At 69.5% G+C, this 23,726-nt stretch carries 21 protein-coding genes; 10 read left to right on the top strand and 11 right to left on the bottom strand.

The genetic code is table 11. The annotated features are described in order from the left end of the window. Nucleotides 1–30: 30 nt before the first annotated feature. Nucleotides 31–666, bottom strand: coding sequence for a GNAT family N-acetyltransferase (locus ETD85_RS17060; protein WP_138690697.1), 636 nt, complete (start codon nt 664–666; stop codon nt 31–33). Between the two features lie 235 nt (nt 667–901). On the opposite strand from ETD85_RS17060, the gene ETD85_RS17055 reads away from it, so the two are divergent. Beyond that, on the top strand, nt 902–1,564 hold the full coding sequence (locus tag ETD85_RS17055) for a L,D-transpeptidase family protein (protein ID WP_170246717.1): 663 nt from the start codon (nt 902–904) through the stop codon (nt 1,562–1,564). 25 nt (nt 1,565–1,589) lie between these two features. On the opposite strand, the gene ETD85_RS17050 is transcribed toward ETD85_RS17055, so the two are convergent. From ETD85_RS17050 to ETD85_RS17030, 5 genes are all read right to left on the bottom strand, one after another. Beyond that, a complete protein-coding gene (locus ETD85_RS17050; protein WP_138690695.1) occupies nt 1,590–3,035 on the bottom strand; it encodes an FAD-binding oxidoreductase in 1,446 nt (481 codons plus the stop codon). Between the two features lie 89 nt (nt 3,036–3,124). Further along, nucleotides 3,125–4,717 carry an NADH-quinone oxidoreductase subunit NuoF family protein gene (locus ETD85_RS17045; protein ID WP_138690694.1) on the bottom strand — a complete coding sequence of 531 codons (1,593 nt, stop codon included), beginning with the start codon at nt 4,715–4,717 and terminating at the stop codon, nt 3,125–3,127. Nucleotides 4,718–4,778: 61 nt separating this feature from the next. Continuing rightward, the gene (locus ETD85_RS17040) at nt 4,779–5,627 is read right to left on the bottom strand and encodes a hypothetical protein (protein WP_138690693.1); all 849 of its coding nucleotides are present in this window, start codon (nt 5,625–5,627) and stop codon (nt 4,779–4,781) included. Between the two features lie 66 nt (nt 5,628–5,693). Continuing rightward, complete coding sequence (locus ETD85_RS17035) at nt 5,694–7,148, bottom strand: DUF1996 domain-containing protein (RefSeq protein WP_240779195.1); 1,455 nt, start codon at nt 7,146–7,148, stop codon at nt 5,694–5,696. Beyond that, the gene (locus ETD85_RS17030) at nt 7,145–7,789 is read right to left on the bottom strand and encodes a DUF4142 domain-containing protein (protein ID WP_138690692.1); all 645 of its coding nucleotides are present in this window, start codon (nt 7,787–7,789) and stop codon (nt 7,145–7,147) included. Before ETD85_RS17030 ends, ETD85_RS17035 begins: the two co-directional genes overlap by 4 nt. Before the next feature lie 117 nt (nt 7,790–7,906). On the opposite strand from ETD85_RS17030, the gene ETD85_RS17025 reads away from it, so the two are divergent. From ETD85_RS17025 to ETD85_RS17010, 4 genes are all read left to right on the top strand, one after another. Further along, complete coding sequence (locus ETD85_RS17025) at nt 7,907–8,452, top strand: sigma-70 family RNA polymerase sigma factor (RefSeq protein ID WP_138690691.1); 546 nt, start codon at nt 7,907–7,909, stop codon at nt 8,450–8,452. Then, entirely contained in the window at nt 8,452–8,649 is a 198-nt protein-coding gene (locus ETD85_RS17020) for a zf-HC2 domain-containing protein (RefSeq protein ID WP_138690690.1), read from the top strand. The genes ETD85_RS17025 and ETD85_RS17020 overlap by 1 nt, the downstream gene beginning before the upstream one ends. 85 nt (nt 8,650–8,734) lie before the next feature. Next, entirely contained in the window at nt 8,735–9,538 is an 804-nt protein-coding gene (locus ETD85_RS17015; protein WP_206058358.1) for a tryptophan 2,3-dioxygenase, read from the top strand. 38 nt (nt 9,539–9,576) lie between these two features. Next, the gene (locus ETD85_RS17010) at nt 9,577–14,451 is read left to right on the top strand and encodes an NAD-glutamate dehydrogenase (protein WP_138690689.1); all 4,875 of its coding nucleotides are present in this window, start codon (nt 9,577–9,579) and stop codon (nt 14,449–14,451) included. Nucleotides 14,452–14,577: 126 nt separating this feature from the next. Here ETD85_RS17010 and ETD85_RS17005 read toward each other — a convergent pair whose 3' ends face one another. From ETD85_RS17005 to ETD85_RS16990, 4 genes are all read right to left on the bottom strand, one after another. Beyond that, nucleotides 14,578–15,423: an ABC transporter permease gene (locus tag ETD85_RS17005; RefSeq protein WP_138690688.1), complete on the bottom strand. Its 846-nt coding sequence runs from the start codon at nt 15,421–15,423 to the stop codon at nt 14,578–14,580. Next, the gene (locus ETD85_RS17000) at nt 15,420–16,322 is read right to left on the bottom strand and encodes an ABC transporter ATP-binding protein (RefSeq protein ID WP_138690687.1); all 903 of its coding nucleotides are present in this window, start codon (nt 16,320–16,322) and stop codon (nt 15,420–15,422) included. The genes ETD85_RS17005 and ETD85_RS17000 overlap by 4 nt, the downstream gene beginning before the upstream one ends. Nucleotides 16,323–16,409: 87 nt before the next feature. Next, nucleotides 16,410–16,892: a Clp protease N-terminal domain-containing protein gene (locus ETD85_RS16995; protein WP_138690686.1), complete on the bottom strand. Its 483-nt coding sequence runs from the start codon at nt 16,890–16,892 to the stop codon at nt 16,410–16,412. Between the two features lie 193 nt (nt 16,893–17,085). Beyond that, nucleotides 17,086–18,102 carry a DUF8094 domain-containing protein gene (locus tag ETD85_RS16990; RefSeq protein WP_138690685.1) on the bottom strand — a complete coding sequence of 339 codons (1,017 nt, stop codon included), beginning with the start codon at nt 18,100–18,102 and terminating at the stop codon, nt 17,086–17,088. 47 nt (nt 18,103–18,149) lie between these two features. Here ETD85_RS16990 and prfB point away from each other — a divergent pair, with 47 nt between their 5' ends. Continuing rightward, nucleotides 18,150–19,265: a peptide chain release factor 2 gene (prfB, locus tag ETD85_RS16985; protein WP_138690684.1), complete on the top strand. Its 1,116-nt coding sequence runs from the start codon at nt 18,150–18,152 to the stop codon at nt 19,263–19,265. Here the strand turns inward: prfB and ETD85_RS16980 are convergent. Next, the gene (locus ETD85_RS16980) at nt 19,251–19,442 is read right to left on the bottom strand and encodes a hypothetical protein (RefSeq protein WP_138690683.1); all 192 of its coding nucleotides are present in this window, start codon (nt 19,440–19,442) and stop codon (nt 19,251–19,253) included. The genes prfB and ETD85_RS16980 overlap by 15 nt on opposite strands. Before the next feature lie 202 nt (nt 19,443–19,644). On the opposite strand from ETD85_RS16980, the gene ftsE reads away from it, so the two are divergent. From ftsE to ETD85_RS16960, 4 genes are read left to right on the top strand one after another with little or no spacing between them, the layout of a single operon-like run. After that, nucleotides 19,645–20,334 (top strand): cell division ATP-binding protein FtsE, encoded by a 690-nt coding sequence (gene ftsE / locus ETD85_RS16975; RefSeq protein WP_020541427.1) that lies wholly within the window; start codon nt 19,645–19,647, stop codon nt 20,332–20,334. 20 nt (nt 20,335–20,354) lie between these two features. Next, entirely contained in the window at nt 20,355–21,263 is a 909-nt protein-coding gene (gene ftsX, locus ETD85_RS16970; RefSeq protein WP_138690682.1) for a permease-like cell division protein FtsX, read from the top strand. 47 nt (nt 21,264–21,310) lie between these two features. Then, the gene (smpB, locus tag ETD85_RS16965; RefSeq protein WP_138690681.1) at nt 21,311–21,778 is read left to right on the top strand and encodes an SsrA-binding protein SmpB; all 468 of its coding nucleotides are present in this window, start codon (nt 21,311–21,313) and stop codon (nt 21,776–21,778) included. Between the two features lie 20 nt (nt 21,779–21,798). Beyond that, nucleotides 21,799–23,655: a penicillin-binding transpeptidase domain-containing protein gene (locus tag ETD85_RS16960; RefSeq protein WP_138690680.1), complete on the top strand. Its 1,857-nt coding sequence runs from the start codon at nt 21,799–21,801 to the stop codon at nt 23,653–23,655. Nucleotides 23,656–23,726 lie beyond the last annotated feature (71 nt).

Genomic DNA, 23,726 nt, shown 5'->3' with positions numbered 1-23,726 from the left:
GGCCGCCCTCTTCGGGCCCGGAGGGGCCGGTCAGGTGTCGAGGCCGAAGAGGGGGAGGCAGGCGGCCAGGTTGTGGATCTCGAAGCCGGGCGACTCCGTCCAGTCCTCCCTGGCCAGGCGGAAGCGGTGGGTGACGACGGGCTTGCCCTGGCGGTCGTGCATGGCGAGCCCGTCCTCCCGGTAGCCCAGCTTCCTCGTCACCGCCAGCGAGGCATGGTTGTCCTCGAACGCCTCCGTCACCGCGTAGCTCGCGCCCAGCCCGGCGAAGGCGAGGTGGAGCACCGCCTTGCGCATCTCGGTGCCGATGCCCTGGCCCTGGAAGCGCCGGCCGAGCCAGGAGCCGGTCCCGGCCTCACGGGTGACCAGGAAGCTCTTGGCCGAGATGCTCTGCGTGCCGATGATCTGCCCGTCGTGCACGACGACGAAGTCGATCGACCAGTTCGCCGGGGCGAACTCGCCCCACATGCGGAAGTGGTACTGGATCGTGCTCCTGGCCCGCCCGGCCGGGTCCGTGTCCGTCCAGGGGAACAGGAACGGCATGTAGCCCGGCTCGTGGATGCCCTCCGACGCCCGCTCTCCCAGCTCGTCGAGGTCGTCGAGTGAGGGGTGGCGCAGCTCCAGGCGCGGCGTGGTGACGGACAGCTCGGACAGTGGCCAGTTACGCATGCCACCAGATCCTGTCAGGCGCCCGGCCCGGCCCGCGACTGCTTTTCCTGGAACTTGGCGCATAAATGCGACATGCCCGCTTTTATTGGTATTCGCTAATTCGCCTGGCCTTTTGCCCGGCAAAAGCTCTTACGAGAGATGAATTGACGGCGAACTGGGTAGGCACCGAATTATGATCATAAAATTTCGAAGAATCGTCGCTTTCGCCGTGGGATGTGGTCTGCCGATCCTGACTATGGTGCCCGCACACGCTGAACGGAAGGCCGAGGAGCCGGCCGGCAGCGAGTCGGTGGTGCTGCGGCCCGGCGATCACGGAGAGTCCGTCAGGCTGCTGCAACGGCGCCTGCACGCGGGCCACTACTACTACGGCCGGATCCACGGCGTCTACGACGAGCAGACGAAGTTCGCGGTCTGGGCCCTGCAGAAGAACCGGCGGATGCGGCCCAAGGAGGCGGTGGGCCACGAGGTCTGGCATGCGCTCGGCAAGCCGCCCCGCTTCCGCCCCCTGGTCCCGAACGGCGGCGCGGACCGGGTGGAGATCAACCTGCGCGACCAGTTGCTCACCGTCTTCCGGGACCGCCGCCCGGTGCTGTTCTCGCACATCTCGACCGGGGCCGAGGTGCACTACTGCGACAACGGCCATTGTGGCAACGCCATCACGCCGGTGGGCGACTTCCGCGTGACCAACCGCGCGCCGGGCTGGACCACGGGCGCGCTCGGCTCGATGTACAACTCGCTCTACTTCGTCGGGGGCATCGCCATGCACGGCTCCACGAAGGTGCCGCTGCAGCCCGCCTCGCACGGCTGCGTACGCCTCCCGCTGACCACGTCGAAGCGCCTGTACGAGATCGTCAAGATCGGCGAGCCCGTGTACGTGCGCGGCAGCTATTCACCGTGACCGGAGGGAGCCTGCGCGCGCGGACCTACACGCCCTGCGGCAGCCGGAACAACCGGTCGGGATCGTAGGTGGATTTCACCTCGGCCAGCCGCGCCGCGTTCGGCCCGTAGTACGCACTCCGCCAATTCTCCAAATCGGGGTCAATGTAATTCACATATGCGTGATCCCCGAAATGTCGGGACATGTCGCTGTGGAGTCGCCGCAACCAGCCGCGATCAGTCCCCTCCGCGTAATACTGCACGCTGTACATCGCAGCCCGATGCGGAAAGGCGGTGGCCGCCGGGGCCACCTGCCCGACCGCGCCCCCCATCGCGTCCAGCAACACCGAGTGCCGCCCGCCGCGCTCCAGGCCGTTCACCAGTGCCCGCACGCCGTCCGCGGGCAGCGGCCGGTAGGCCAGGTGCGACTTGGCGGAGAACGCCGCCCGCGGCATCCGACGGCACTCGGCGATCGACATCGACGAGCAGCCGCCCATGAACTTCATGGCGTCCAGGTAGGGGAGCGTCCGGACCCAGCGTGCGGACGGCCGCCCGACCTTCTCCGCGAAGGGCGCCAGCAGCCGGTCGAGCGCGGACCTGCTTCCCGCGTACGAGCCGACGACCTGCACTTCCAGCCCGCCCGCCGACCTGCCCAGGTGCAGGGACGACCACAGCTCGCGGGGCGCCGACGGCCCCCACGACTGCCAGGCGCGCACCGCCGCCCGCGCCCGCGACCACGGCCAGCGCAGGGAGAAGACGGTCAGCTCGCGCGCCTCGTGGGTCCTGAAGGTGAACGACACCACGACGCCGAAGTTCCCGCCGCCACCGCCGCGGCAGGCCCAGAAGAGCCCGGCGTGATGCCCGGCGTCGGCCGTCAGCAGCCGGCCGTCGGCCGTGACCAGGCGTACGGACTCCAGGGCGTCGCACGTGAGGCCGTGCTGCCTGGACACCACCCCGATCCCGCCGCCCAGCGTGAGGCCGCCGATGCCGACCGTGGGGCAGGTGCCGGCGGGGATGCTCACGCGGTGGCGGGAGAGCCGGTCGTAGACGTCGATCAGCTTGGCCCCGGCGCCGATCGTGGCCCGCCCGCCCGCGTAGGCGACCGAGCTCATCCTGGACACGTCGACGACCAGGCCGGTGCCGGTCGACCAGCCCGCGTACGAATGGCCGCCCGAGCGGCTGGTGACCGGCACGCCGGTGGCCCGCGCGAACGCCAGGCACCTGGACACGTCGGCGGCGTTCGCGCAGTAGGCGACGCCGCCCGGCCTGACCCGGTCGAAGGCCGGGTTGTACAGGCGGCGCGCCCCGGCGTAACCGGCGTCGCCGGGCAGCACAAGAGTCCCCGCCAGCTGCCGCCGCAGCCGCGCCCAGTCGGGCGGCGGCGCGTGACGCGCCGGCCCCGAGCGGGCCGGCGCGGAGACAGCCGACGCGGAGACAGCCGATCCGGCCAGCGGGGCCAGAGCGGCGGCATGCAGAAAATCGCGGCGGTCCAAGGACGCCTCCCCTGGATGATCGTGGTGAGCCCGATCGGTGAGACGCCCGGACAAGCCGCCCGGTTGGTCACATGTCCATCACTTCGGGATCACCCGGCTGTCCCTCCGAATCCGGCGGCGTTCTGGGCGGACGGGGAGCCCACCCTGGTCAGCCGGGGCACGCTCGTCCCGGCCTTCTTGAGCACTCCGTCCTTGACCAGGCGCAGCGGCGACCCGACCGGCTTGGGCCCGTTCCCGCTCGACTCCGAGAGCCGCAGGGCGAGCGCGGGGCACATCTCGACCGCCCGGCGCGCCTCCTTGGCCATGAAGCCGGGGACGTTCCTGAACGACGGGAAGCCGTAGTCGTCCAGGTCGACGAACTCCGGCAGCAGGTGGGCGCACAGCCCGTGCCCCTGGCAGCGGGACCAGTCGACCTCCAGCCGGTACTCGACCTCGGCCTCGCGCTCGGGCATCGGCAGCACGCCGCGCACCGGCCGGCCGCACGAGCCGTGCTCCAGGTGGAGCGCGATCTCGCTCTCGAACGCGTCCAGCGCCGACAGCACGAACTTGGCGGTGCCGTCGGGGTGGAAGCACGCGCCGCGCCGCTCGACCACGCGGACGCAGCGCCGTACCGCGTCCACCGAGCCCGTGCCCTCGGCCAGCGCGCACAGGGCCCTGGCCACGTCGGGCAGGCCGAGCCGGCACGGGCCGCACTGGCCCGCGGACTCGGCCGCCAGATAGGAGGCCACCCTGGCGGCCTCGCCCAGCGGGCAGGTGGACTCGCCGAGCGGGACGATGATCCCGGCGCCCAGGGTGGCGCCGGCCGCCTTCATGCCCTCGCGCGAGATCACGGCCATCTCGGCCTCGTCGGCCGACAGCCACGCGCCGTGGTAGCCGCCCACGAGCACGCCGTCGCCGACCTCCGCCTCGCACAGGGCGAGCACGTCGGCCAGCAGGGTGCCCGTCGGTGTCTCGATGACCGCGCCGTTGGCGGCGCCGCCGCTGACGGTGAGCAGGATGGTGCCGGGCTCCTTGCTGGTGCCCACTTCGGCGTACTTCTCCGGCCCGTACTCCGCCAGCAGCGCGAACTGGGCGTAGGTCTCCGTGTTGGACAGCAGGGTCGGCAGGCCGTCCACGCCACTCGTGGCGGCCCGCTTCTTCCTGCCGGGCGGGATGCCCTCCTCGCCGTTGACGGCGCGGACGAGAGCGCCGCCCTCTCCGGAGATGAACCGCTCCTTGATCCCGACCACCCTGATCGGGACGCGGCTCTCCGCGCCGCCCGAGATGTTCGCGTTCCTGCGCTCGGCCACGGCGGCGGCGACGGACGCCTCGGCGACCTCGCCCCCGGCCGTGGCGACGACCACCTCGCGCGCGCCCAGCGCCTCGGCGGCCAGCACCGCGCCGTCCAGCACCAGGTGCGGATTGCGGGTGAGCAGCATGGCGTCCTTGGAACTGGCCGGCTCGCCCTCGGCCCCGTTGACCAGGACGACGCTGTCGCCCGAGCCCGCCGCGTCGGCGACGGCCCGCAGCTTGCGGGCGAACGGGAAGGCTGCGCCGCCCCGCCCTCGCATGTCCACGTCGTTGACCTGCGAGATGAGGTCGCTCAGCTCGCGAGGCTCCATGACGCCGTGAAGCGTGCGGTGGGCGGGCAGGTCGAGCCGCCTGCAGTGGTCGAGCCCGGCGGTCAGCCGGGCAGGACCCATGCGTAACACCCGTGGCACTCTGGCCGGAATCACAGTCGCCCCCTGAGGAACGCGGTCGCGTTCATCCAGCCTCCCGGTATCTGCGCCGCGCCTCGGCGAGGCTGACCGGTGCGTTGACCTTCGCGGCCGCCGCGGCGGCCGCGTTCACTGAAGCCGCCTTCTGCGGCCTTTCCACTGGTACGCCGGAAGCCGGCATGCCCGAAGCCATGGCCGGCGCCACCGCGGGTGCCTGGATCTGCTCGGCCACCATCGGCGGCCGGCGCAGCGTGGCCAGCACGCGCACGATCAGCGCGGAGCCGACCGCCGCCAGGCAGGCCACGTAGGACCAGGCCACCCAGCCGGCCGGCGGACGGCCGGCCGTCAATCCGTGCATGATCCCGATCGGCCAGGCCAGGTACGCGGCGGAGTGCAAGATCCGCCACATCCACGGCTTGGTCCTGACCGCGAAGCGCCCCCTCAGCATTCCCGTCACCACGGCCACGACCATCAGGTCGAAGGCCAGGGCGCCGAGTCCCACGTAGAGCCCGGCCACCGGCACGACCGCCGCCCCCAGCGGTACGTGCCCCAGGCTGATCATGAGTGTGATGTGCGTCACCAGGTAGGCCAGCCCGATGAACGCGGTGGCCCGGTGCGCGAGCTGCGCGCGCACCCGGTTGGCCGGTGACAGGAAGACGCGTTCGGTGGTGAGCAGGCCGAGCGCGATCGTCGCGGTCAGCAGCACCAGGGCGAACACGCCCGCGTAGAACTCGAGGAAGCCGACCCCTTGGCCGAGCAGCGCGACGCCGCGTTCCGTCCTGGTCAGCGCGAACGCCGACAGCAGGATGGCCGTGATCGAGGCGCTCGCCCCCAGCCGGACGCTTCGGGAGTCCAGCTTGGTGGGGGCGTGCCTGGGGTGTCGTCTGTGGAGCATCTATTTCCCTCCAAGGTCGGGTGAGGGTGCGACTCGGAAGGCGAGTGCCCGCAGGGGCGGTTCAGGTCAGCAACGGCGGCCCCGGTTGATGCATGAGACGACGAACTGCATCAGCCGATCGGGCATGACGTTGGCGAAGTCGGCGTGGTCGGTCACCGGGTTGTGCTTCTGTTCCGGGAAGGCGTCCACGGCGTACGAGGGGCCCTGCGGCACGGAGTACGCGAGGGTCATGCGAAGTGCGGGAATCGCTCGGGTGCCCTGCGGGCAAGCACCACCCTGGCCGGGGAAGACCACGTGCGTGCGGTGGTTGGCGCTGTCGGTGTTCTGGCCGTCCCAGCAGCTAGGGAAGTCCAGAATACGAAGAACCTGACTACCGCGCGGGCAAAGCGTGTATTTGTCGGGACTTATGCGATTTTGGAATCCCGAGCAGCTCCAGCCGGCGCGGGCGTTGGCGGTGCCGTTCGTGGCCGCCTTGGCGTCACCGGTGATGATCCTGATGAACCTCGGCATCGCGACCACCCTGGAAGTGGCGTTGCCGCGGAACTGGAGCGTCACGGAGCGGGCCCGCAGCACCTGGCCGACGTTGCCGTCCGGGTCCTCGGTGTTCACGTCCACCTTGCGGTCTCTGAGGACCGGCCAGAAGTACGTGGACTTGTCGCCTTGCCGGCAGGTCGTCCCCGCGGCGGCCAGGCTCTCGTCGGTGGAGAAACCGTCCGTCGACAGGTTGCCCACGTAGTCGTGCAGGTGGTGCGCCCCGTTGCTCACGCCGGGGGCGACGATGAAGTTGTCGGGGTTGTTGTGACCGTTGCGGTTCGTCCCGCACTGGGAGACGAACGAGCCACGGGAGCCGTTCCTGCCGGCGCGCGCGTCGAGCTGGACGGGCTGGACGTCGCGGATGCTGACGAAGTCTTCGACGAACGGGCCCAGGTCGAGGCACTCGTCGTGCTCACCGGTGGCCGTGGGGGAGGCGCTGGGGGAGGCGGAGCCCGTCGGGGACGCGCTCTGCGACGGCTGGCCGGTCGCGTCGTCGTCGGGGTTCTGGGTCTGGCTGGCGCTCGGACTGGGGGTCGGGGTCCGCGTCTGGCGGCCGCGCCGCGAGAACGTCGAGGCGGTCTCCTCCGCCTCAGGGTCCTGGGCCGGGTCCAGCACCGCGGCGCCGCCGCCCTGACCCGTCTGGTCCTGCTGGTCGCCGGTCTGCTGATCGTCCTGCTGCTGGCCGGTCTGCTGGTCGTCCTGCTGCTGGCCGGTGTTCTGCTCTTCGGGGACCTGCTGGTCCTGCTGCTGGTCCTGGTTCTGGTCCTGGTTCTGCTGGTCGTTCTGGTCCTGCTGGCCGTTGCGGTTCCGGCGCTGCTGCGCCGTGGGGGACGCGCTGGGTGACGCGCTGGGCGACGCCGTGGCCTGGGCCGGGTCGCAGTGGTCGGCACGGGCGGGGCCGGCGCCTATGACGGCCGCGGACACCAGTCCGCCTGCCGCCACGGCCAAGGCGGACATGGCCGCGGCCATGCGTCTGGATCTCCTCATGTGTGTCTCCTCTTTTCGACCGCCAGTGCGACGGGTGGAGCGGGTGAGGGCGTCGGGGCTTCGGGAAGCTCGTTGTGATCGACCAGGCCGGTGGACTCGAGAAGAGACATGTGGCGCATGACGAAGTTGATGCCTTCTTGGGCAAACTTCCTGATCTCGGAGTTCCGGGTCCCGGCCCGTACGCCCGCCACGACGGTGAAGACCTTGCCGTGCGCGGCACGCAACAGGTTCGCGAAGTCCTTGTCGAACGCCGGGCCGCTCTCCGAAGCGAGCTGGGCCATCCAGCGCTGCTGGTCGGCGTTGGGCTCGTCGGGGAGAGCCACGCCGAGCTTGCCGGCGACCTGGCGGGTGATCTGGTCCAGCTTCATGTGATCTTTCATGATCAGCTGGCCGACTTCCTTGACGCGCTGGGACTCGGCGCGGGTCTCCGCGTACTGGCCCGCGGGCATCTCCCAGAGGCCGGCCTGGCGCACCTTGATCAGCAGATCGCGGTCGGCGGCCGTGAGGGGGCCGGACGACGTCTGCGTCCACTGGGCGGCGGCCGGATCGATCGACGGAGGCATGACCAGCGCGATCGTCACCGCGGCCGCGAGGACGAACCCGCCGAGCATGAGCACCTCGCCGCGCAAAAGCCTGTGCATGGTCGGAGGTACGCGGGCGTCCTCGGCCTGGTTCACCTATGGCCGGAGATAGTTAGAAATGACTGGAGTTATCGGAGTGGCTACCGGACTGATAACGAAGGTGTAAAGATGTGCCCCGTGCTAGGTCACCTCGACGGCAGGTTCGAGAGTGCGGATGCCGAGGCGGAGCATCGCATCGCGGTGCTTTACCAGGAGTTCGGCGGCCCTCTGCTGCGACACGTCCGCAAATCCACAGGTAATGACCTTCAGTGGGCCGAAGACGTGGTGCAGGAGACGCTCGTCCGGGCCTGGCGAAACTCGGCAAGACTGCAATGGGAACCAAGCCTCTTATGGGCGTGGCTGCTGACAGTGGCCCGCCGCATCGTTATCGACGGACGTCGACGCAAGAGCGCCCGGCCTCACGAGGTCGAGCCGCCCGAAGTCGACATGATGGCGGTGCCTGACGGCTCGGAGCGGGCCCTTTCGGCGATCGTGGTCGCCGACGCGCTCCGCAGCCTGTCCGAAGAACACCGCGAAGTCATTGAGCAGACCTACCTCCGAGACCGTACGATAAGTGAGGCGGCGGAGATTCTGGGGATACCGCCGGGCACGGTGAAGTCCCGGCTCTACTACGGGATCCGGGCTCTCCGCGAACTGCTGCGGGACAAGGGGGTAGCCGGCTGATGCATGACGGGGTGGCCGCCTATGTCCTCGGTGTCCTCGACGAAGAGGAGCACGAGGCGTTCGAACGCCACCTCGACACGTGCAAGCAGTGCCAGGCGGAGCTCATCGAGCTGGCCGAGCTCCCTGAGGAGCTCGACGACCTCAAGAACGCCCCCTCCGCCTCCGGTGACGATCCCCCGATGTCGATGTCACGTTGACGTCAATGTCCTTTTCGGGTGATATCGGTACGGCGAGGCATGCGCCCGGTGAACCAGCGCCGGGCGTCTTTGGGGGAGGTGTTCGGTGGGCATCGACGGCGATGCGCCCGGTCCCCCGCATCGGCGGTTCGGTGAGGAGGGCGGCCGGCTGTCGTACGGCGGCTATCTTCGCCTGCCCGCGCTTCTCGCACAGCAACAGCCGCAGTCGGAGGCTCCCGACGAGCTGCTCTTCATCACCATCCACCAGGTCTACGAGCTGTGGTTCAAGCTGCTGCTCCACGAGCTGGAGAAGGCCCGCGAGGTCATGTTCTCGGGTGAGCTCTGGCAGGCCAGGCATCTCTTCCAGCGGGTGCATGCGGTGGAGCGGGTGCTGATCGAGCAGGTCGAGGTCCTGGAGACGATGACGCCCCAGGACTTTCTCGAGTTCCGCGCGAAGCTGGCGCCCGCCAGCGGGTTCCAGTCCGTGCAGTTCAGGGAGCTGGAGTTCCTGTCGGGTCTGAAGGACGAGCGCTATCTCGGCAGCTTCCGCCATGCCGGCGAGGCCGAGCTGGCCAGGCTGCGCCGCAGGCTCGACGAGCCCACCCTGTGGGACGCCTACCTCGCCGCCCTCTCCCAGCGTGGCCTGCCGGTCTCCGACGACGAGATCATGGACACGCTGCTGGCCGTGGCGAGAGACCGCGGATCCTACGACGATCTGTGGCAGCTGGCCGAAGACCTCCTGACGCATGACGAGACCGCCGCCCAGTGGCGGATGCGTCATGTCCAGATGGTCGAACGCCAGATCGGCACCAAGTCGGGCACCGGCGGCTCGACGGGTGCCCCTTATCTGCGCGAAAGAACGCGTTTGCACTACTTCCCGCTGTTGTGGGAACTAAGGGCCTGGCTATGAACAGCTATGGCAAACCCTCACAAAGGAGTGAGAGCGAAATGCCGCTCGACGAGGCCAAGGATGAGCTGCTCCAGCGAGCCGCCGAGAGTTGCGCGGTCAGCAGTGAGCACGTGAGCACCGAGGAGGCGCTGTCCTTCCTGCGGTTCTACTATCGGTATGTCGCGCCGGAGGACCTGCTCGACCGCAACCCCGTTGACGTCTACGGCCCCGCCATGTCGCAGAAGCAGCTGGCCGAGGTCCGCCCCCAGGGCCGGGCCGTGGTCCGGGCCTACACCCCCACGCTGGAGGAGAACGGCTGGGACCCCGGCCACTCCGTGGTGGAGGTGGTCACCGACGACATGCCGTTCCTGGTCGACTCGGTGACGATGGAGCTCGACCGGCATGATCTGGGCACCCACCTGGTGGTCCACCCGCAGATGCGGGTGCGCCGTGACATGACCGGCCGGATGCTCGGCCGCGGCCAGGAGGATGTCACCGGCCAGATGCTGGTCGAGTCGTGGATCCACGTCGAGATCGACCGGCAGTCCGACCCGGGGGTGCTCAAGGAGCTGGAGAACGACCTGCAGCGGGTGCTCACCGACGTGCGGCACGCGGTCGAGGACTTCAGGAAGATGCGGGCGCTGGCCGTACAGACCGCGGAAGACCTGAGCATGAACCCGCCGCCGCTGGAGCCCGCGGAGGTCGAGGACAGCCTCGACCTGCTGCGCTGGCTCGCCGACGGGCACTTCACCTTCCTCGGCTACCGCGAGTACCGGCTGGAGCACACCGACGAGGGCGAGACGCTGCGCGCCATGCCGGGGGCTGCGCTGGGCATCCTGCGCGACGACAAGGTGGGCTCCGACAGCTTCTCCGCCCTGCCCGCCGAGGTGCGCGCCAAGGCCCGCGAGAAGCAGCTCCTGATCATCACCAAGGCCAACTCCAGGGCCACCGTGCACCGGGCGACCTACCTCGACTACATCGGCGTGAAGCTGTTCTCGCCCGAAGGCGAGGTGATCGGGGAGCGGCGCTTCCTCGGCCTGTTCACGCACGTCGCCTACAGCGAGTCGATCTCGCGGATCCCCGTGCTCAGGCGCAAGCTGGCCGACGTGCTCGGCCAGGCGGGCCTCGCGCCCGACAGCCACGACGGCAAGGACCTCATCGAGATCCTGGAGACGTTCCCGCGCGACGAGCTGTTCCAGACCTCGATCGACCAGCTGCTGCCGATCGCCCTGGGCGTGCTGCGGCTGCGCGAGCGCAAGCAGGTCAAGCTCTTCCTGCGGCGTGACGACTACGGTCGCTACATCTCGTGCCTGATCTACCTGCCGCGCGACCGCTACACCACCAAGGTGCGGCTGAAGATGCAGGAGCTGCTGCTGAAGGCCCTGGGCGGCAGGTCGCTGGACTACAGCGCGATGATCGGCGAGTCGGTGCTGGCCCGGCTGCACGTGGTCGTGCGGGGCGAGCGCGGCAGGCAGCTTCCCCAGCCGGGCGTGGACGTGGAGGAGCTGGAGGCGCGCCTGGCCGCCATCACCCGCTCCTGGGAGGACGATCTGGCCACCGCGCTGGGCGAGATGACCTCTGAGGAGGAGGCGCCCGCGCTCACCCGCCGGTACGTCTCGGCGTTCCCCGAGGGCTACAAAGCGGACTTCCCGCCCAAGGTCGCCGTGGTCGATCTGCGCCGGCTGGAGCAGATCGTCAGCGCGGGCGACGACCAGGAGGTCGGGATCAACCTCTACGAGCCGTACGACGCGGCCGAGGGGGAGCGGCGGCTCAAGATCTACAAGGTCGGCTCGCCGATCTCGCTGTCCCAGGCGCTGCCGCTCATCCAGCGGCTCGGGGTCGAGGTCGTGGACGAGCGCCCCTACGAGATCGACAGGGACAACGACCCCGCCACCAAGAACGCCTGGATCTACGACTTCGGGCTGCGGTACACGCCGTCGGACGAGGTGGACAGGAACGACTTCAAGCGGCTGTTCCAGGAGGGGCTCACCGCGCTCTGGCAGGGGCGGGTGCAGGCCGACAACTTCAACGCGCTCATCCTGCGGGCCGGGCTGACCTGGGAGCAGGTCGAGATCCTGCGGGCCTACGCGAAATACCTGCGCCAGGCCGGCAGCACGCACTCGCAGCTCTACATGGAGCGGGTGCTCACCGGCAACGTCCGGCTGGCCCGGCTGCTGGTGCGGCTGTTCGAGGCCAAGCTCGATCCGCGGCGGGCCGACGACGTGCGGGCCGATCTCGTGGAGGCGCTCAACGAGGAGATCCTGGGTGCGCTGGACGAGGTGGCCTCGCTGGACGAGGACCGGATCCTGCGGGCGTACCTGGAGATGATCCAGGCGACGCTGCGGACCAACTACTTCCAGACCGTCGACGGGCGGCGCAAGGACTACATCTCGCTGAAGTTCGACCCCGAGGCGATCAGCGTGCTGCCGTTGCCGCGGCCGAAGTACGAGATCTTCGTGTATTCGCCGCGGGTCGAAGGCGTGCATCTCCGGTTCGGAAAGGTCGCGCGGGGCGGTTTGCGGTGGTCTGACCGAATGGAGGATTTCCGCACGGAAATTCTCGGGCTGGTCAAAGCCCAGATGGTGAAAAATACCGTTATTGTCCCGACGGGGTCTAAGGGCGGATTTGTAGTTAAGCGTCCGCCTGTGTCCGGAAAACGGGAGGACCTGCTCGCCGAGGGCGTGGCCTGCTACCGGACTTTCATCTCCGGCCTGCTGGACATCACGGACAATCTCGTGGACGGCAAGGTCGTGCCGCCGCCCGACGTCGTCAGGCTCGACGGTGACGACCCCTACCTCGTGGTCGCCGCCGACAAGGGCACCGCCACCTTCTCCGACATCGCCAACAGCGTGGCCAAGGACTACGGCTTCTGGCTGGGCGACGCCTTCGCCTCCGGTGGCTCCATCGGCTACGACCACAAGGCCATGGGCATCACCGCGCGCGGCGCGTGGGAGTCGGTCAAATACCACTTCCGCACCATGGGCCTGGACGTCCAGACCACCGACTTCACGGTGGCCGGGGTCGGCGACATGTCCGGTGACGTGTTCGGCAACGGCATGCTGCTGTCCGAGCACATCCGGCTGGTGGCCGCGTTCGACCACCGGCACATCTTCGTGGACCCCGCACCCGACGCCGCCGCCTCCTACGCCGAGCGGCAGCGCCTGTTCGAGCTGCCGCGCAGCTCATGGGAGGACTACGACACCAAGCTGATCTCGCCGGGTGGCGGCGTCTTCCCCCGTACGGCGAAGTCCGTCCCGATCACGCCCCAGATGCGCGAGGCGCTCGGCATCCCCGCCGGAGTCACGTCGATGGCCCCGAACGACCTGATCAGCGCCATCCTGCGGGCCCCCGTGGACCTGCTGTGGAACGGCGGCATCGGCACCTACGTCAAGGCCACCGCCGAGTCCAACGCCGACGTGGGCGACAAGGCCAACGACGCGCTCCGGGTCAACGCCGGCGAGCTGCGCTGCAAGGTCATCGGCGAGGGCGGCAACCTGGGCTTCACCCAGCTCGCCCGGATCGAGTTCGCCCTGAACGGCGGGTTGGTCAACACCGACTTCATCGACAACTCGGCCGGCGTGGACACCTCCGACCACGAGGTGAACATCAAGATCCTGCTCGACCAGGTCGTCCGTGACGGCGAGCTGACCGACAAGCAGCGCAACCAGGTCTTCACCTCGATGACCGACGAGGTCGCCGACCTGGTGCTGCGCGACAACTACGCCCAGAACGTGGTCCTCGACGCCACCCGCGCCCAGGCCGTGGAGATGCTCCACATCCACTCGCGCTACCTGCGGCGGCTCGAACGGGACGGGCTGGTCAACCGGGAGCTGGAGTTCCTGCCCTCGGACAAGACGCTGGCCGAACGCCGCCAGGCCCGGCTCGGGCTGACCGGGCCGGAGTTCTCCGTCCTGCTGGCCTACACCAAGCTCGTGGTCGACGCCGAGCTGCTCGGCTCCGACCTGCCCGACGACCCCTACCTGGCCTCGTGGCTGGTCTCGTACTTCCCCTCCGCGCTGCGCGAGCGCTTCAGGTCCTACATGGACGTGCACCCGCTGCGCCGCGAGATCATCACCACCTGCGTGGTGAACGAGCTGGTCAACTCCATGGGCACGACGTTCATGTTCCGCTTCGGGGAGGAGACCGGGGCCTCGACGCCGGACATCGTCCGGGCGTACCTGGTGGCGCGCGAGGTGTTCGACCTGCCCAGCTTCTACCGGGCGGTGGAGGCGCTGGACAACAAGGTGGACACGGCCACCCAGATCGCCATGCTCCTGGAGGCCCGCAAGCTGGTCGAGCGCGGCACCCGCTGGCTCCTGGTCAACCGCCGGCCGCCGCTCGACCTGGCCGGTTCCGCCGGCTTCTTCATGAAGGGCGTCAACGGCCTGATCGCCCACATCCCGAAGCTGCTCACGGGGCCGGACCTGGCCGCCTACGAGGAGCGCCGCGACGCCTTCCAGTCCAGGGGGGTGCCGCTGGAGCTGGCCGAGCGGGTGGCCGGCATGGTGCCCGCGTACTCGACGCTGGACCTGGTGGAGGTCTCGTCCCTGACGGGGCGGCCGGTCAACGAGGTGGCGGAGGTCTACTTCGACCTGGCCGATCGGCTCCAGTTCGCCCGGCTGCGCGAGCGCGTCATCGCCCTGCCCAGGGACAACCGGTGGAACTCGATGGCCCGCTCGGCGCTGCGCGACGACCTCTACGCCGCCCACGCGTCCCTGACCCGTGACGTGCTCGCGCACAGCACGCCAGGGCTGCCTCCGGAGGAGCGCCTGGAGCGCTGGTCCGAGTCCAACTCGGCGGCGGTCTCGCGGGCCAGGCAGACGCTGTCGGAGATCTGGGAGAGCGACCACTTCGACCTGGCCACGCTCTCGGTGGCGCTGCGCGCGATCCGCACGCTGGTCTCCGCCAGCAACCTCCCGCACACGGAGGCGTAGCGGGGCCCGTTCACGGCCTTCGCGAGGGGACGGGCCCGCCGGTCGAACGGCGGGCCCGCCGCCCGCGCCACCATGCCCTGCGGGATGCCTCGGTGCGCGGCCCGGGACGCCTTCGCGCGGGGGAGGTCAGCCGACCCGCTGGAGTGCCTTCTCGCGGCGCGCGGCCACCGTGGAGCCCGACTCCCTGCGCGCCATCCTGCGCAGCACGACCGGCGCCAGCAGCAGCCCGAGCACGGCCCACGCCCCCAGCACGCCCACGGTCTCCAGGTGGCGCCAGGACTCGCCGATCTCCACGCCCGCCGCCGCGTCCGGCAGCAGCGCGGAGCGCATGCCGAGCCCGAGCCAGTAGATCGGGAAGACCTGGGCCACCCACTGCAGCCATTCCGGCAGGGCGGTGATCGGGTAGAAGACGCCCGAGATCGCGATCACCCCCAGGACCGGGAGCTGGAGCACGCCCTGCGCCCGAGCGCTGGTGAAGATCGAGCCCAGGACCGCGCCGATGGGCAGGGTCGCCACCAGGCCCAGCACCAGCACCCAGGCCAGGGTCGCCCAGCCGCCGGGGCTGAGCTCCAGCCCGTCCACGAGGAAGAGCCCCGGGACGAGGAAGATCGCGAGGTCCGCGAGTGTCCCCCCGGAGACCGAGACGACCTTGCCGGTGAGGTAGCCGCGCATCCCGTCCGGCGTCGCCTTGGCCCGCAGCAGGGTGCCGTCCTCGCGCTCGGCGGTGAGCAGCTGGCTCATCGTGACCAGGCCGAACGCCGCGTTCATCCCCAGGATGCCGGGCAGGGCCAGGGTGCCGAGCAGCAGCCCGCTGGACCCGAACGCGGTGTCCCGCATGAAGAACATGGCGGTCAGCATCAGCACGGGCCAGAAGAAGTGCGAGAACAGGTCGGCGCCGTTGGTGAACGACTGCCGCAGCTCGATCAGCCCGCGGGACCAGCCCGCGCGCAGCGCCGCCGTGGTGGGGCTCATCGGCTCGCCTCCGGCTCCGACTCGGCCTGGCGCACCAGGGCCAGGTACGTCTGCTCCAGCGAGGCCCGGTGCACCTCGAGCTCGCGGATCTCGTCGTCGTGCCGGCGGAGCAGGTCGCGGACGAAGCCGGTCGAGTCCGCCGTCCTGTGCGTGCGGCGCTCGCCGCCCTGGACCCAGCGCACCTCGTCCTCGCCGGCGATCCGCCGCGCCAGCTCGGCCGCCGAGCCGTCGGCGATGATCCGGCCGCCGTTCAGCACGATGATGCGGTCGGCGAGCTTCTCGGCCTCGTCCAGGTCGTGCGTGGTGAGGACGATCGTGGTCTCGTGGCCGCCGACCAGGCCGCGTACGAGGTCGTGGAACTCGTGGCGGGCCTGCGGATCGAACGCGGCCGTCGGCTCGTCCAGGAACAGCAGCTCGGGCCGCCCCACGATGCCGATGGCCACGTCCAGCCTGCGCCGCTGGCCGCCGGAGAGCGTCCTGATCTTCTTGTCCGCCTGCCCGGCCAGGCCGACCGCCTCGATGAGCTCGTCCGGATCCCACGGCCGGGGGATCGCGGCGGTCCCGTAGGCGGCGTAGTAGCGGCCCAGGTGGGCGAGGAGTTCGCGGACCCGCCACTTGCCGTGGTCGCGCCAGGACTGCAGGACCACCCCCAGCCGGGCCCGCCAGCGCTCGTCGCCGCGCGCCGGGTCGGCGCCGAGCACGCTCACGCGTCCGGCCGAGCGCATCCGGAAGCCCTCCAGGATCTCGATCGTGGTGGTCTTGCCCGCCCCGTTCGGTCCCAGCAGGGCCAGCACCTCTCCGTGCCGGGCCTGGAACGTCACGTCGTGCAGGACGTCGGCCGGGCCGTAGCGCATGCGCAGCCCGTTGACGTCGAGCACGACCTGCTGGACTGGTGCCATGAAGGCTCACCTCTCATCGGCATGAGGGCATGCCGAGTACGCCACGCGGCCCGCGACGGCCGGATGGGAAGGGGGATGGTCGGCCGGTTACCAGCTCTCGTTCGCGGTCGTCGCCCGGACGCGGGCGATCAGCTCGGCCCGGTCGGCGCCCGCCTGGGCGAGCGCGCGCGGCACCGTGCCCACCTCGGCCTCCAGGATCCCGAGCAGCACGTGGGCGGGACGCAGGTCCTTCTTGCCCGTGGCGGCGCCGAAGCCGCGTTCGAGCGCGAGCTTCAGCGAAGCCCCCATGCCCACGCGGCGCTTGTGGTCGGGCGTCGCGGGGGGACCGCTGAAGGCGGCGAGGGACACGCCCGCCGCGTTGAGGCTGTGCTCGAACTCGCGGTCGAGCGCGTCCCTGATCGCCTGCCGGTCGAGCCCGGCCGCCAGCAGGACCCGCCGGGCGGCGGTGTCCTCGTGTCCGGCGATGGCCAGCAGCACGTGATGCGCCTCGACCGCCGCGGACCCGTCCTGCCTGGCCTCGCGCTCGCCCTGGAGGACGAGCGCGTTGATGTAGTGGTCGATGGCGCTCACCGGCGCCTCCCGCGAATGTCCGGCATATAAGCAACCGTAGTTGACTACCTTGGAGCTAGTCAACTCAAGTTGCTAAGGCGGGGATGAGGGGAGGGTGGCGTACGGCGTCAGGGGTGGAAACCCGTCACGCCCGGCCGTGACGGGCGGCGGCGCGGGCGGGCCGTGCCGTGCCGTCGTGTCGGGAACGGATGGGTCAGGTGCCGGCGGCGCGGGTGAGCGCGCCCTGGTGGGCGATGACGGCGGCGGCCTTGGGCTCGCTCAGGGGCGGGACGGCGGTGACGTACTGGTGGGTCTCGGTGAGCTTGAGGCTGAGGGGCACGGTCGAACCGCTGATCGCCCAGCTCGCCTCCTGCGGCACGGAGATCTTGTACGTCGTGTCCACCAGGTTGCGCGTGGTCGAGTTTCGCGAGAGCGAATACTGGATCAGCGCTCCGCCGTCCTTGGTCCGCAGCGCGTAGACCGGGAAGTTGTCGGCGCTGAAGATCGAGTCGTAGCTGTAGCCGTCCTTCTTGGCCCGCGCCCGGAGCGAGGCGATCTGCTCGGCCACGTCCGTCGTGAAGGGCCCCGGCGCGAGCAGCCCGGCCGTGACCCCGGCGGACCCCGTCTCGGCCACGCTGGCGTGCACGGGCCCCATGAACTGCGGGCTGATCGTGACGCTCTTGTCGTCGGCCGCCACCGCCGTGGCGTAGCCGTCGGCGTCCAGCTCGATCTCCGGCAGCTCCTGCCCCGGCAGGAGCTCGGCCACGGAGCTGATCCGCCACTCGTCGGACTTGGCGAACGTCAGCAGCGCCGGCTGCCCGTTGCGGGTCGCCAGCGCGCTGAACCAGAGCGCCTGCTCGCCCACCTTGAACTTCGGCACGAACAGCGTCGGTGACCCCCACCGGTAGCGCGGCGGGGCGTAGTCGGCCGACAGGTAGGCGGCCCGGGTGAGCTCCGCCTGCCCGCCGGTCGTCAGGTCCAGGGCCGGCGCCAGGCGGCCCTGGATGCTGCTCTTCGCCCGCAGCATGTCGTCGGTGACGGTGATCTCGCTGAACTCCTTGGCGGCCTCGGCGGGAGTGAGGGCGTATTCGACCGCCGAGGGCGAGGGGGCCGGCGAAGCGGCGGCCGCGGCCTTGCCGGGCGGCGGCTGGGCATTGCCGGTGCAGGCGGTCGCCGTGGCGAGCACGCCCGCGGCGAGCGCCAGCATCTTCCGCCGACCGTAAGCACGCACCTCGCCATGTTATTCGGGCCGGCGAGGGTCGCGTACTCTTGGGAGACGTGGCAGGCATCGATCCGGCAGAAGAGATCAACGAGCTCGCGGGCACACTCCGCAGCATCCAGGACGTGCTCGACCTCGACGCGATGCGCAAGCAGATCGAGGAGCTGGAGCAGCAGGTCGCCGCGCCCGACCTCTGGGACGACCCTGAGCAGGCCCAGAAGGTCACCAGCAAGCTGTCCCACCTCCAGGGCGAGCTCAACCGCGTCGAGAGCGTCTCGCGCCGTCTCGACGACCTCTCCGTCCTCTACGAGCTGGCGGCCGAGGAAGGCGACGACGACACGCGCGCCGAGGCCGACAAGGAGCTCGTGACGCTGAAGTCGGACATCGGCGCCATGGAGGTCCGCACCCTGCTCTCGGGCGAATACGACGCCCGCGAGGCGCTGGTCACGATCAACTCCCAGGCGGGCGGCGTCGACGCCGCCGACTGGGCCGAGATGCTGCTGCGGATGTATCTGCGGTGGGCCGAGCGCAAGGGTTACGGCACCGAGGTCTACGACACCTCCTACGCGGAGGAGGCCGGCATCAAGTCGGCCACGTTCACGATCAAGGCCCCCTACGCCTACGGCACGCTGCGCGGCGAGCACGGCACCCACCGGCTGGTGCGCATCAGCCCGTTCGACAACCAGGGGCGGCGCCAGACCTCGTTCGCCGGGGTGGACATCGTGCCGGTCGTCGAGCAGACCGACCACATCGACATCAACGAGGACGATCTGCGGGTCGACGTCTACCGCTCGTCGGGTCCCGGCGGCCAGGGCGTCAACACCACCGACTCGGCGGTGCGCATCACGCACCTCCCGACCGGCATCGTGGTGTCCTGCCAGAACGAGCGCTCCCAGCTCCAGAACCGCGCCTCGGCGATGAACGTCCTGCAGGCCAAGCTCCTGGAGCGCAAGCGGCAGGAAGAGGCGGAGAAGATGTCGGAGCTGCGCGGCGCGACCACCACGTCGTGGGGCACGCAGATCCGCAACTACGTGCTCCACCCCTATCAGATCGTGAAGGACCTGCGCACGGGCACCGAGGCCGGCAACCCGTCAGCGGTCCTCGACGGCGACCTCGACGAGTTCATCGAGTCGGAGATCCGCTGGATGCGCCGCCAGGAGTCAGAGACCGCTTAGGTGCTTGAGCACCAGGGTCACGAACAACAGGACGACCAGCAGAAGGGCGATGAGGGCGGGTGACAGCCCGGCGAAGCCGTGGTTGTGCATCCGCTCGCGGTTGGCGCGGCAGAGGGAGCAGCGGCCCTCGATCACTGGGTGGGCGCACTGCGCGCATACGAGGTGTTCACAACTCATGACAGCCCCAAGTCTAGCCGCACAATCGTTTTGTTTCCGTTATGGACGTTCCATGCCAGTCTTCCCCCTAGACTGTCGTCTGGCCAATCGGAACGTCGATCATTGGTAAAGAAGACGCCCCCGCTCGGCCAGCGGCGGGAAGTGGGCATGTGCCACCCTCGCTTCCGTCCTGACCCCTAGACTGGCATGCCGTGATGCTCTCGTGATCCATTTCGATAATGTCACCAAGGTCTACGCGAACCAGAACCGGCCCGCTCTCGACCACGTATCTGTAGACGTGGACAAGGGCGAGTTCGTGTTCCTCGTCGGTCCCTCGGGATCAGGCAAGTCCACGTTCCTGCGTCTGGTCCTGAAGGAGGAGCGGCCCAACTCCGGTGCGATCCACGTCGCCGGCAAGGATCTGGCCCGCCTCTCCAACTTCAAGGTGCCGCACCTGCGCCGCCGCATCGGCTGCGTGTTCCAGGACTTCAGGCTGCTCCCGAACAAGAACGTCTACGAGAACGTGGCGTTCGCGCTCGAGGTCATCGGAAAGCCACGGCGGTTCATCCGCAAGGTGGTTCCCGAGGTCATCGAGCTGGTCGGCCTGGAAGGCAAGGCCCACCGTATGCCCGACGAGCTGTCCGGCGGCGAGCAACAGCGCGTCGCCATGGCCCGCGCGTTCGTCAACCGGCCGATGATCCTGCTGGCCGACGAGCCGACGGGCAACATCGACCCCGCGACGAGCATCGGCATCATGAAGGTGCTCGACCGCATCAACAGGACTGGCACCACGGTCGTCATGGCCACGCACGACGCGGCCATCGTCGACTCCATGCGCAAGCGTGTCGTGGAGCTGGAGGACGGCAAGATCGTCCGGGACCAGTCGCGTGGCGTGTACGGCCAGGCGTACTGACAGGGAGCTGCAGACAGAACATGCGGGCGAATTTCATCTTCTCCGAGGTCTGGATCGGCCTCCGTCGCAATTTGACCATGACCATCGCGGTCGTCATCACCGTGGCGGTGGGCATGGCGATGCTGGGCGTCGGCTTGATGATCAACGCCCAGGTCGGCATGATGAAGGGCTACTGGGACGACAAGGTCGAGATCTCGGTCTTCCTGTGCAACAAGGGATCGGCCATGCCGGCGTGTAACGGCAAGGCGATCACGACCGCGCAGACCCGGGCGCTCGAGGCGCACATCAAGGGCACCCAGGGCGTCAAGGAGGTGTTCTTCGAGACCCAGGCGACCGCGTACAAGAACTTCCAGGAGTCCTTCCAGGCCAGCAAGGCTCTCGTGGACGCCACCAAGGTCGAGGACATGCCCCAGTCGTTCCGGGTCAAGCTCGAAGATCCGGACAACTACGAGCCCGTCGTCCAGGCCATGCAGGGCCAGCCGGGCGTCGCCCAGGTGACGGACCAGAAACAGCTGCTCGGCCCGTTCTTCGCCATGCTGGACAAGCTCGCCTTCTACGCGCTGGCGGTGGCGATCATCCTGGTGCTGGCGGCGGCCCTGCTGATCGGCAACACGGTCCGGCTGTCGGCGTTCAACCGGCGGCGGGAAACGGGCATCATGCGGCTGGTCGGCGCGTCGAACCTGTACATCCAGCTGCCCTTCGTCATGGAAGGCGTCATCGCCGGCCTGGTCGGCGGCGTCTTCGCGGCGGTCATCCTGATCGTGACGAAGGTGTTCCTGTTCGAGGAGCTGGGCAAGTTCTTCGGCGGTCCGACGGCACAGCTGGGCTGGAACGACGTCGCCCAGGCCATCACGATCACCATGGCCATCGGTGTCGTGATCTGTGTGCTCGCCTCGTTCGTCACGCTCCGCCGCTACCTCAGGGTGTAGCCGTGCGCATGGGACGTCCTCGCCCCGGCCGCCGGTAAAGTCGAAGCATGCCACGTGAGACCGGGCGGAAGCTCATCGCCCAGAACAAACGCGCTAGGCACGACTACCACGTCGAGGACACCTTCGAGGCGGGGCTCGTGCTCCAGGGCACCGAGGTCAAGTCGCTACGCGAGGGCCGCGCCTCGCTCGTCGACGGCTACGCCAGCATCGACGGCAACGAAGCGTGGCTGCTCAACGTCCACATCCCCGAATACATGCAGGGGACGTGGACCAACCACACGGCGCGCCGCAAGCGCAAGCTGCTGCTGCACCGCAAGGAGATCGACAAGCTCGCCGCCAAGACGAAGGAGGGCGGGCTCACGATCGTGCCGCTCGCGCTCTACTTCAAGGACGGCCGGGCCAAGGTCGAGATCGGCCTGGCCCGCGGCAAGAAAGACTGGGACAAGCGCCAGTCGCTTGCGGAGGCGCAGGCGAAACGGGAGATGGCCCGGGTCGTGCGGCACCGTAACCGATGAGAGCGACGGCACCGTAACCGATGAGACGCGCTCGCCGCACCCTCGCCGCGACCGCCACCCTGGCGGTCGCGAGCACGATGCTGACCGGCTGCTTCGAGGAGCCCTCGCCGCACGACGCGGTCCGCGACTTCCTCGTGGGCTGGCAGTCGGAGGACTACGACCTGGCGGCGGGCCGCACGGACGGCGACCTGGCCACCGTGCGCAAGGCGCTGTCCGACGCCAAGCTCGAGCTTGACGCGGCCTCGTTCCGCTTCAAGATCGAGCGCGTCAGCGTGACAGGCGAAGAGTCCAGGGCCGACTTCCACGCCGAGGTCGACCTGGGCGAGAACAACCCGCTCTGGGAATACGACGGGATACTGCCGCTCCACCTGGTCGACGGCACCTGGAAGGTGCGCTGGTCACCCTCCGTGCTGCATCCGCAGCTCAAGGAGGGTCAGCGGTTCGCGGTCGACACCGAGCCGGTGGAGCGCCAGCCGGTGGTCGACAAGGACAATGATCCGCTGCAGAGCGACACCTACCTCTACGTCGTCGGCGTCTACCCGTCGAAGCTGGGCGACCAGGCCGAAGACGTCGTGGCCAAGCTGTCCGAGGTGACCGGCTACGCCCAGGACCGGCTGCTGAGTCGCATCAGGTCCTCGCCGCCCGGCAAGTTCGTGCCGCTGGTCACCTTTGGGCGCTCGCGCTACGAGGCCATGAAGTCGAAGCTCACGGCCATCACCGGGATCGAGACGCAGCCGCAGAAGCAGCCGGTCGATCCCGACGCCCCCCGCCAGATCGTCGGCAGCGTCAGCGCGCTGACCCCGGAGAGCGAGCAGAAGCTCGGCGGGCCGCAGCGGGCCGGCGACTCGGTCGGCAAGAGCGGCCTGCAGCAGGCATACCAGGACTACCTCACCGGCTCCACCGAGACCAAGGTGATCACCCTTGACCTCAAGACCGGCAAGGAGGTCGCCCGGCTCAAGGAGTGGCGGGGCCGGCAGAACGTCTCGGTGAAGACCACCATCGACCGGGCGATCCAGAACGCGGCCGAGGCGGCGGTGGCCGACACCGACACGAGCGCGCTGGTGGCGGTGCAGCGCGACACGGGCGAGATCCGCGCGGTCGCCACCAAGAACATGCACCAGGAGAAGGACGCGCTGGCCGGCAAGTTCCCGGCCGGCACGGCGTTCTCGATCGTGGCCGCGGACGCGCTGCTCAAGAGCAAGGTCAGCCCCAAGCAGCGGCTGGCCTGCCCGCAGGAGCGCACGGTGGGCGGCGCCAAGTTCGTCCACACGGGCCAGACCGACGGCGTGACGTCGTCCGGCACCTTCCAGGAAAATTTCGCCAAGGGCTGCGTCACCGCGCTGGCCTCGCTGGCCCGCCGCGTCACGGCCACCGACCTGGCCAAGAGCGCCACGTCGTTCGGCGTGGGGCTGCCGTGGCGGCTGCCACTGAAGTCGTTCAGCGGTTCGCTGCCCAAGCTGCCCACCGACGCCGACAAAGCCAAGGCCATCGCGGGCCAGAACGTCGAGGTCAGCCCGCTCGGCATGGCTCTGGTGGGCGCCGCGGTGGCCTCCGGCACCTGGCGGCCGCCGGTGCTCGTCACCGACCCCAAGTCGCCCGATCCGGCGGCCGAGGTCGTGCCTGCCGTCCAGCCGGCTCCGGTCCCCGTTGACCCGCGGGTCCTCACGACGCTGCGGACCATGATGCGGGCCGGCGCGGCCGGCACGGTCGCCCAGGCGGGCCGGGGCAAGGTCTACGGCGTGAAGTCGACCGCGGGCGGCGGGCTGACCTGGTTCGTCGGCTGGCAAGGGGATGTGGCCATCGCGGTGCTGGTCAAGGACTACGACGCCGGAGCGGTGGCCGGCAGCTTCTTCGCCGGCCTCGGCAACTCGTCGTGAAAATTTCGTGACGCTGAGCAACCATCGGGGCTCCCGGTGGCGTCTTACAGAGTGACTGGGCCCGCTCGGGG

Source organism: Nonomuraea zeae (genome assembly GCF_005889725.1).
In the GTDB taxonomy this organism is placed as follows: Bacteria; Actinomycetota; Actinomycetes; order Streptosporangiales; family Streptosporangiaceae; genus Nonomuraea; species Nonomuraea zeae.
This window is presented reverse-complemented; position numbering and strand designations above follow the sequence as displayed.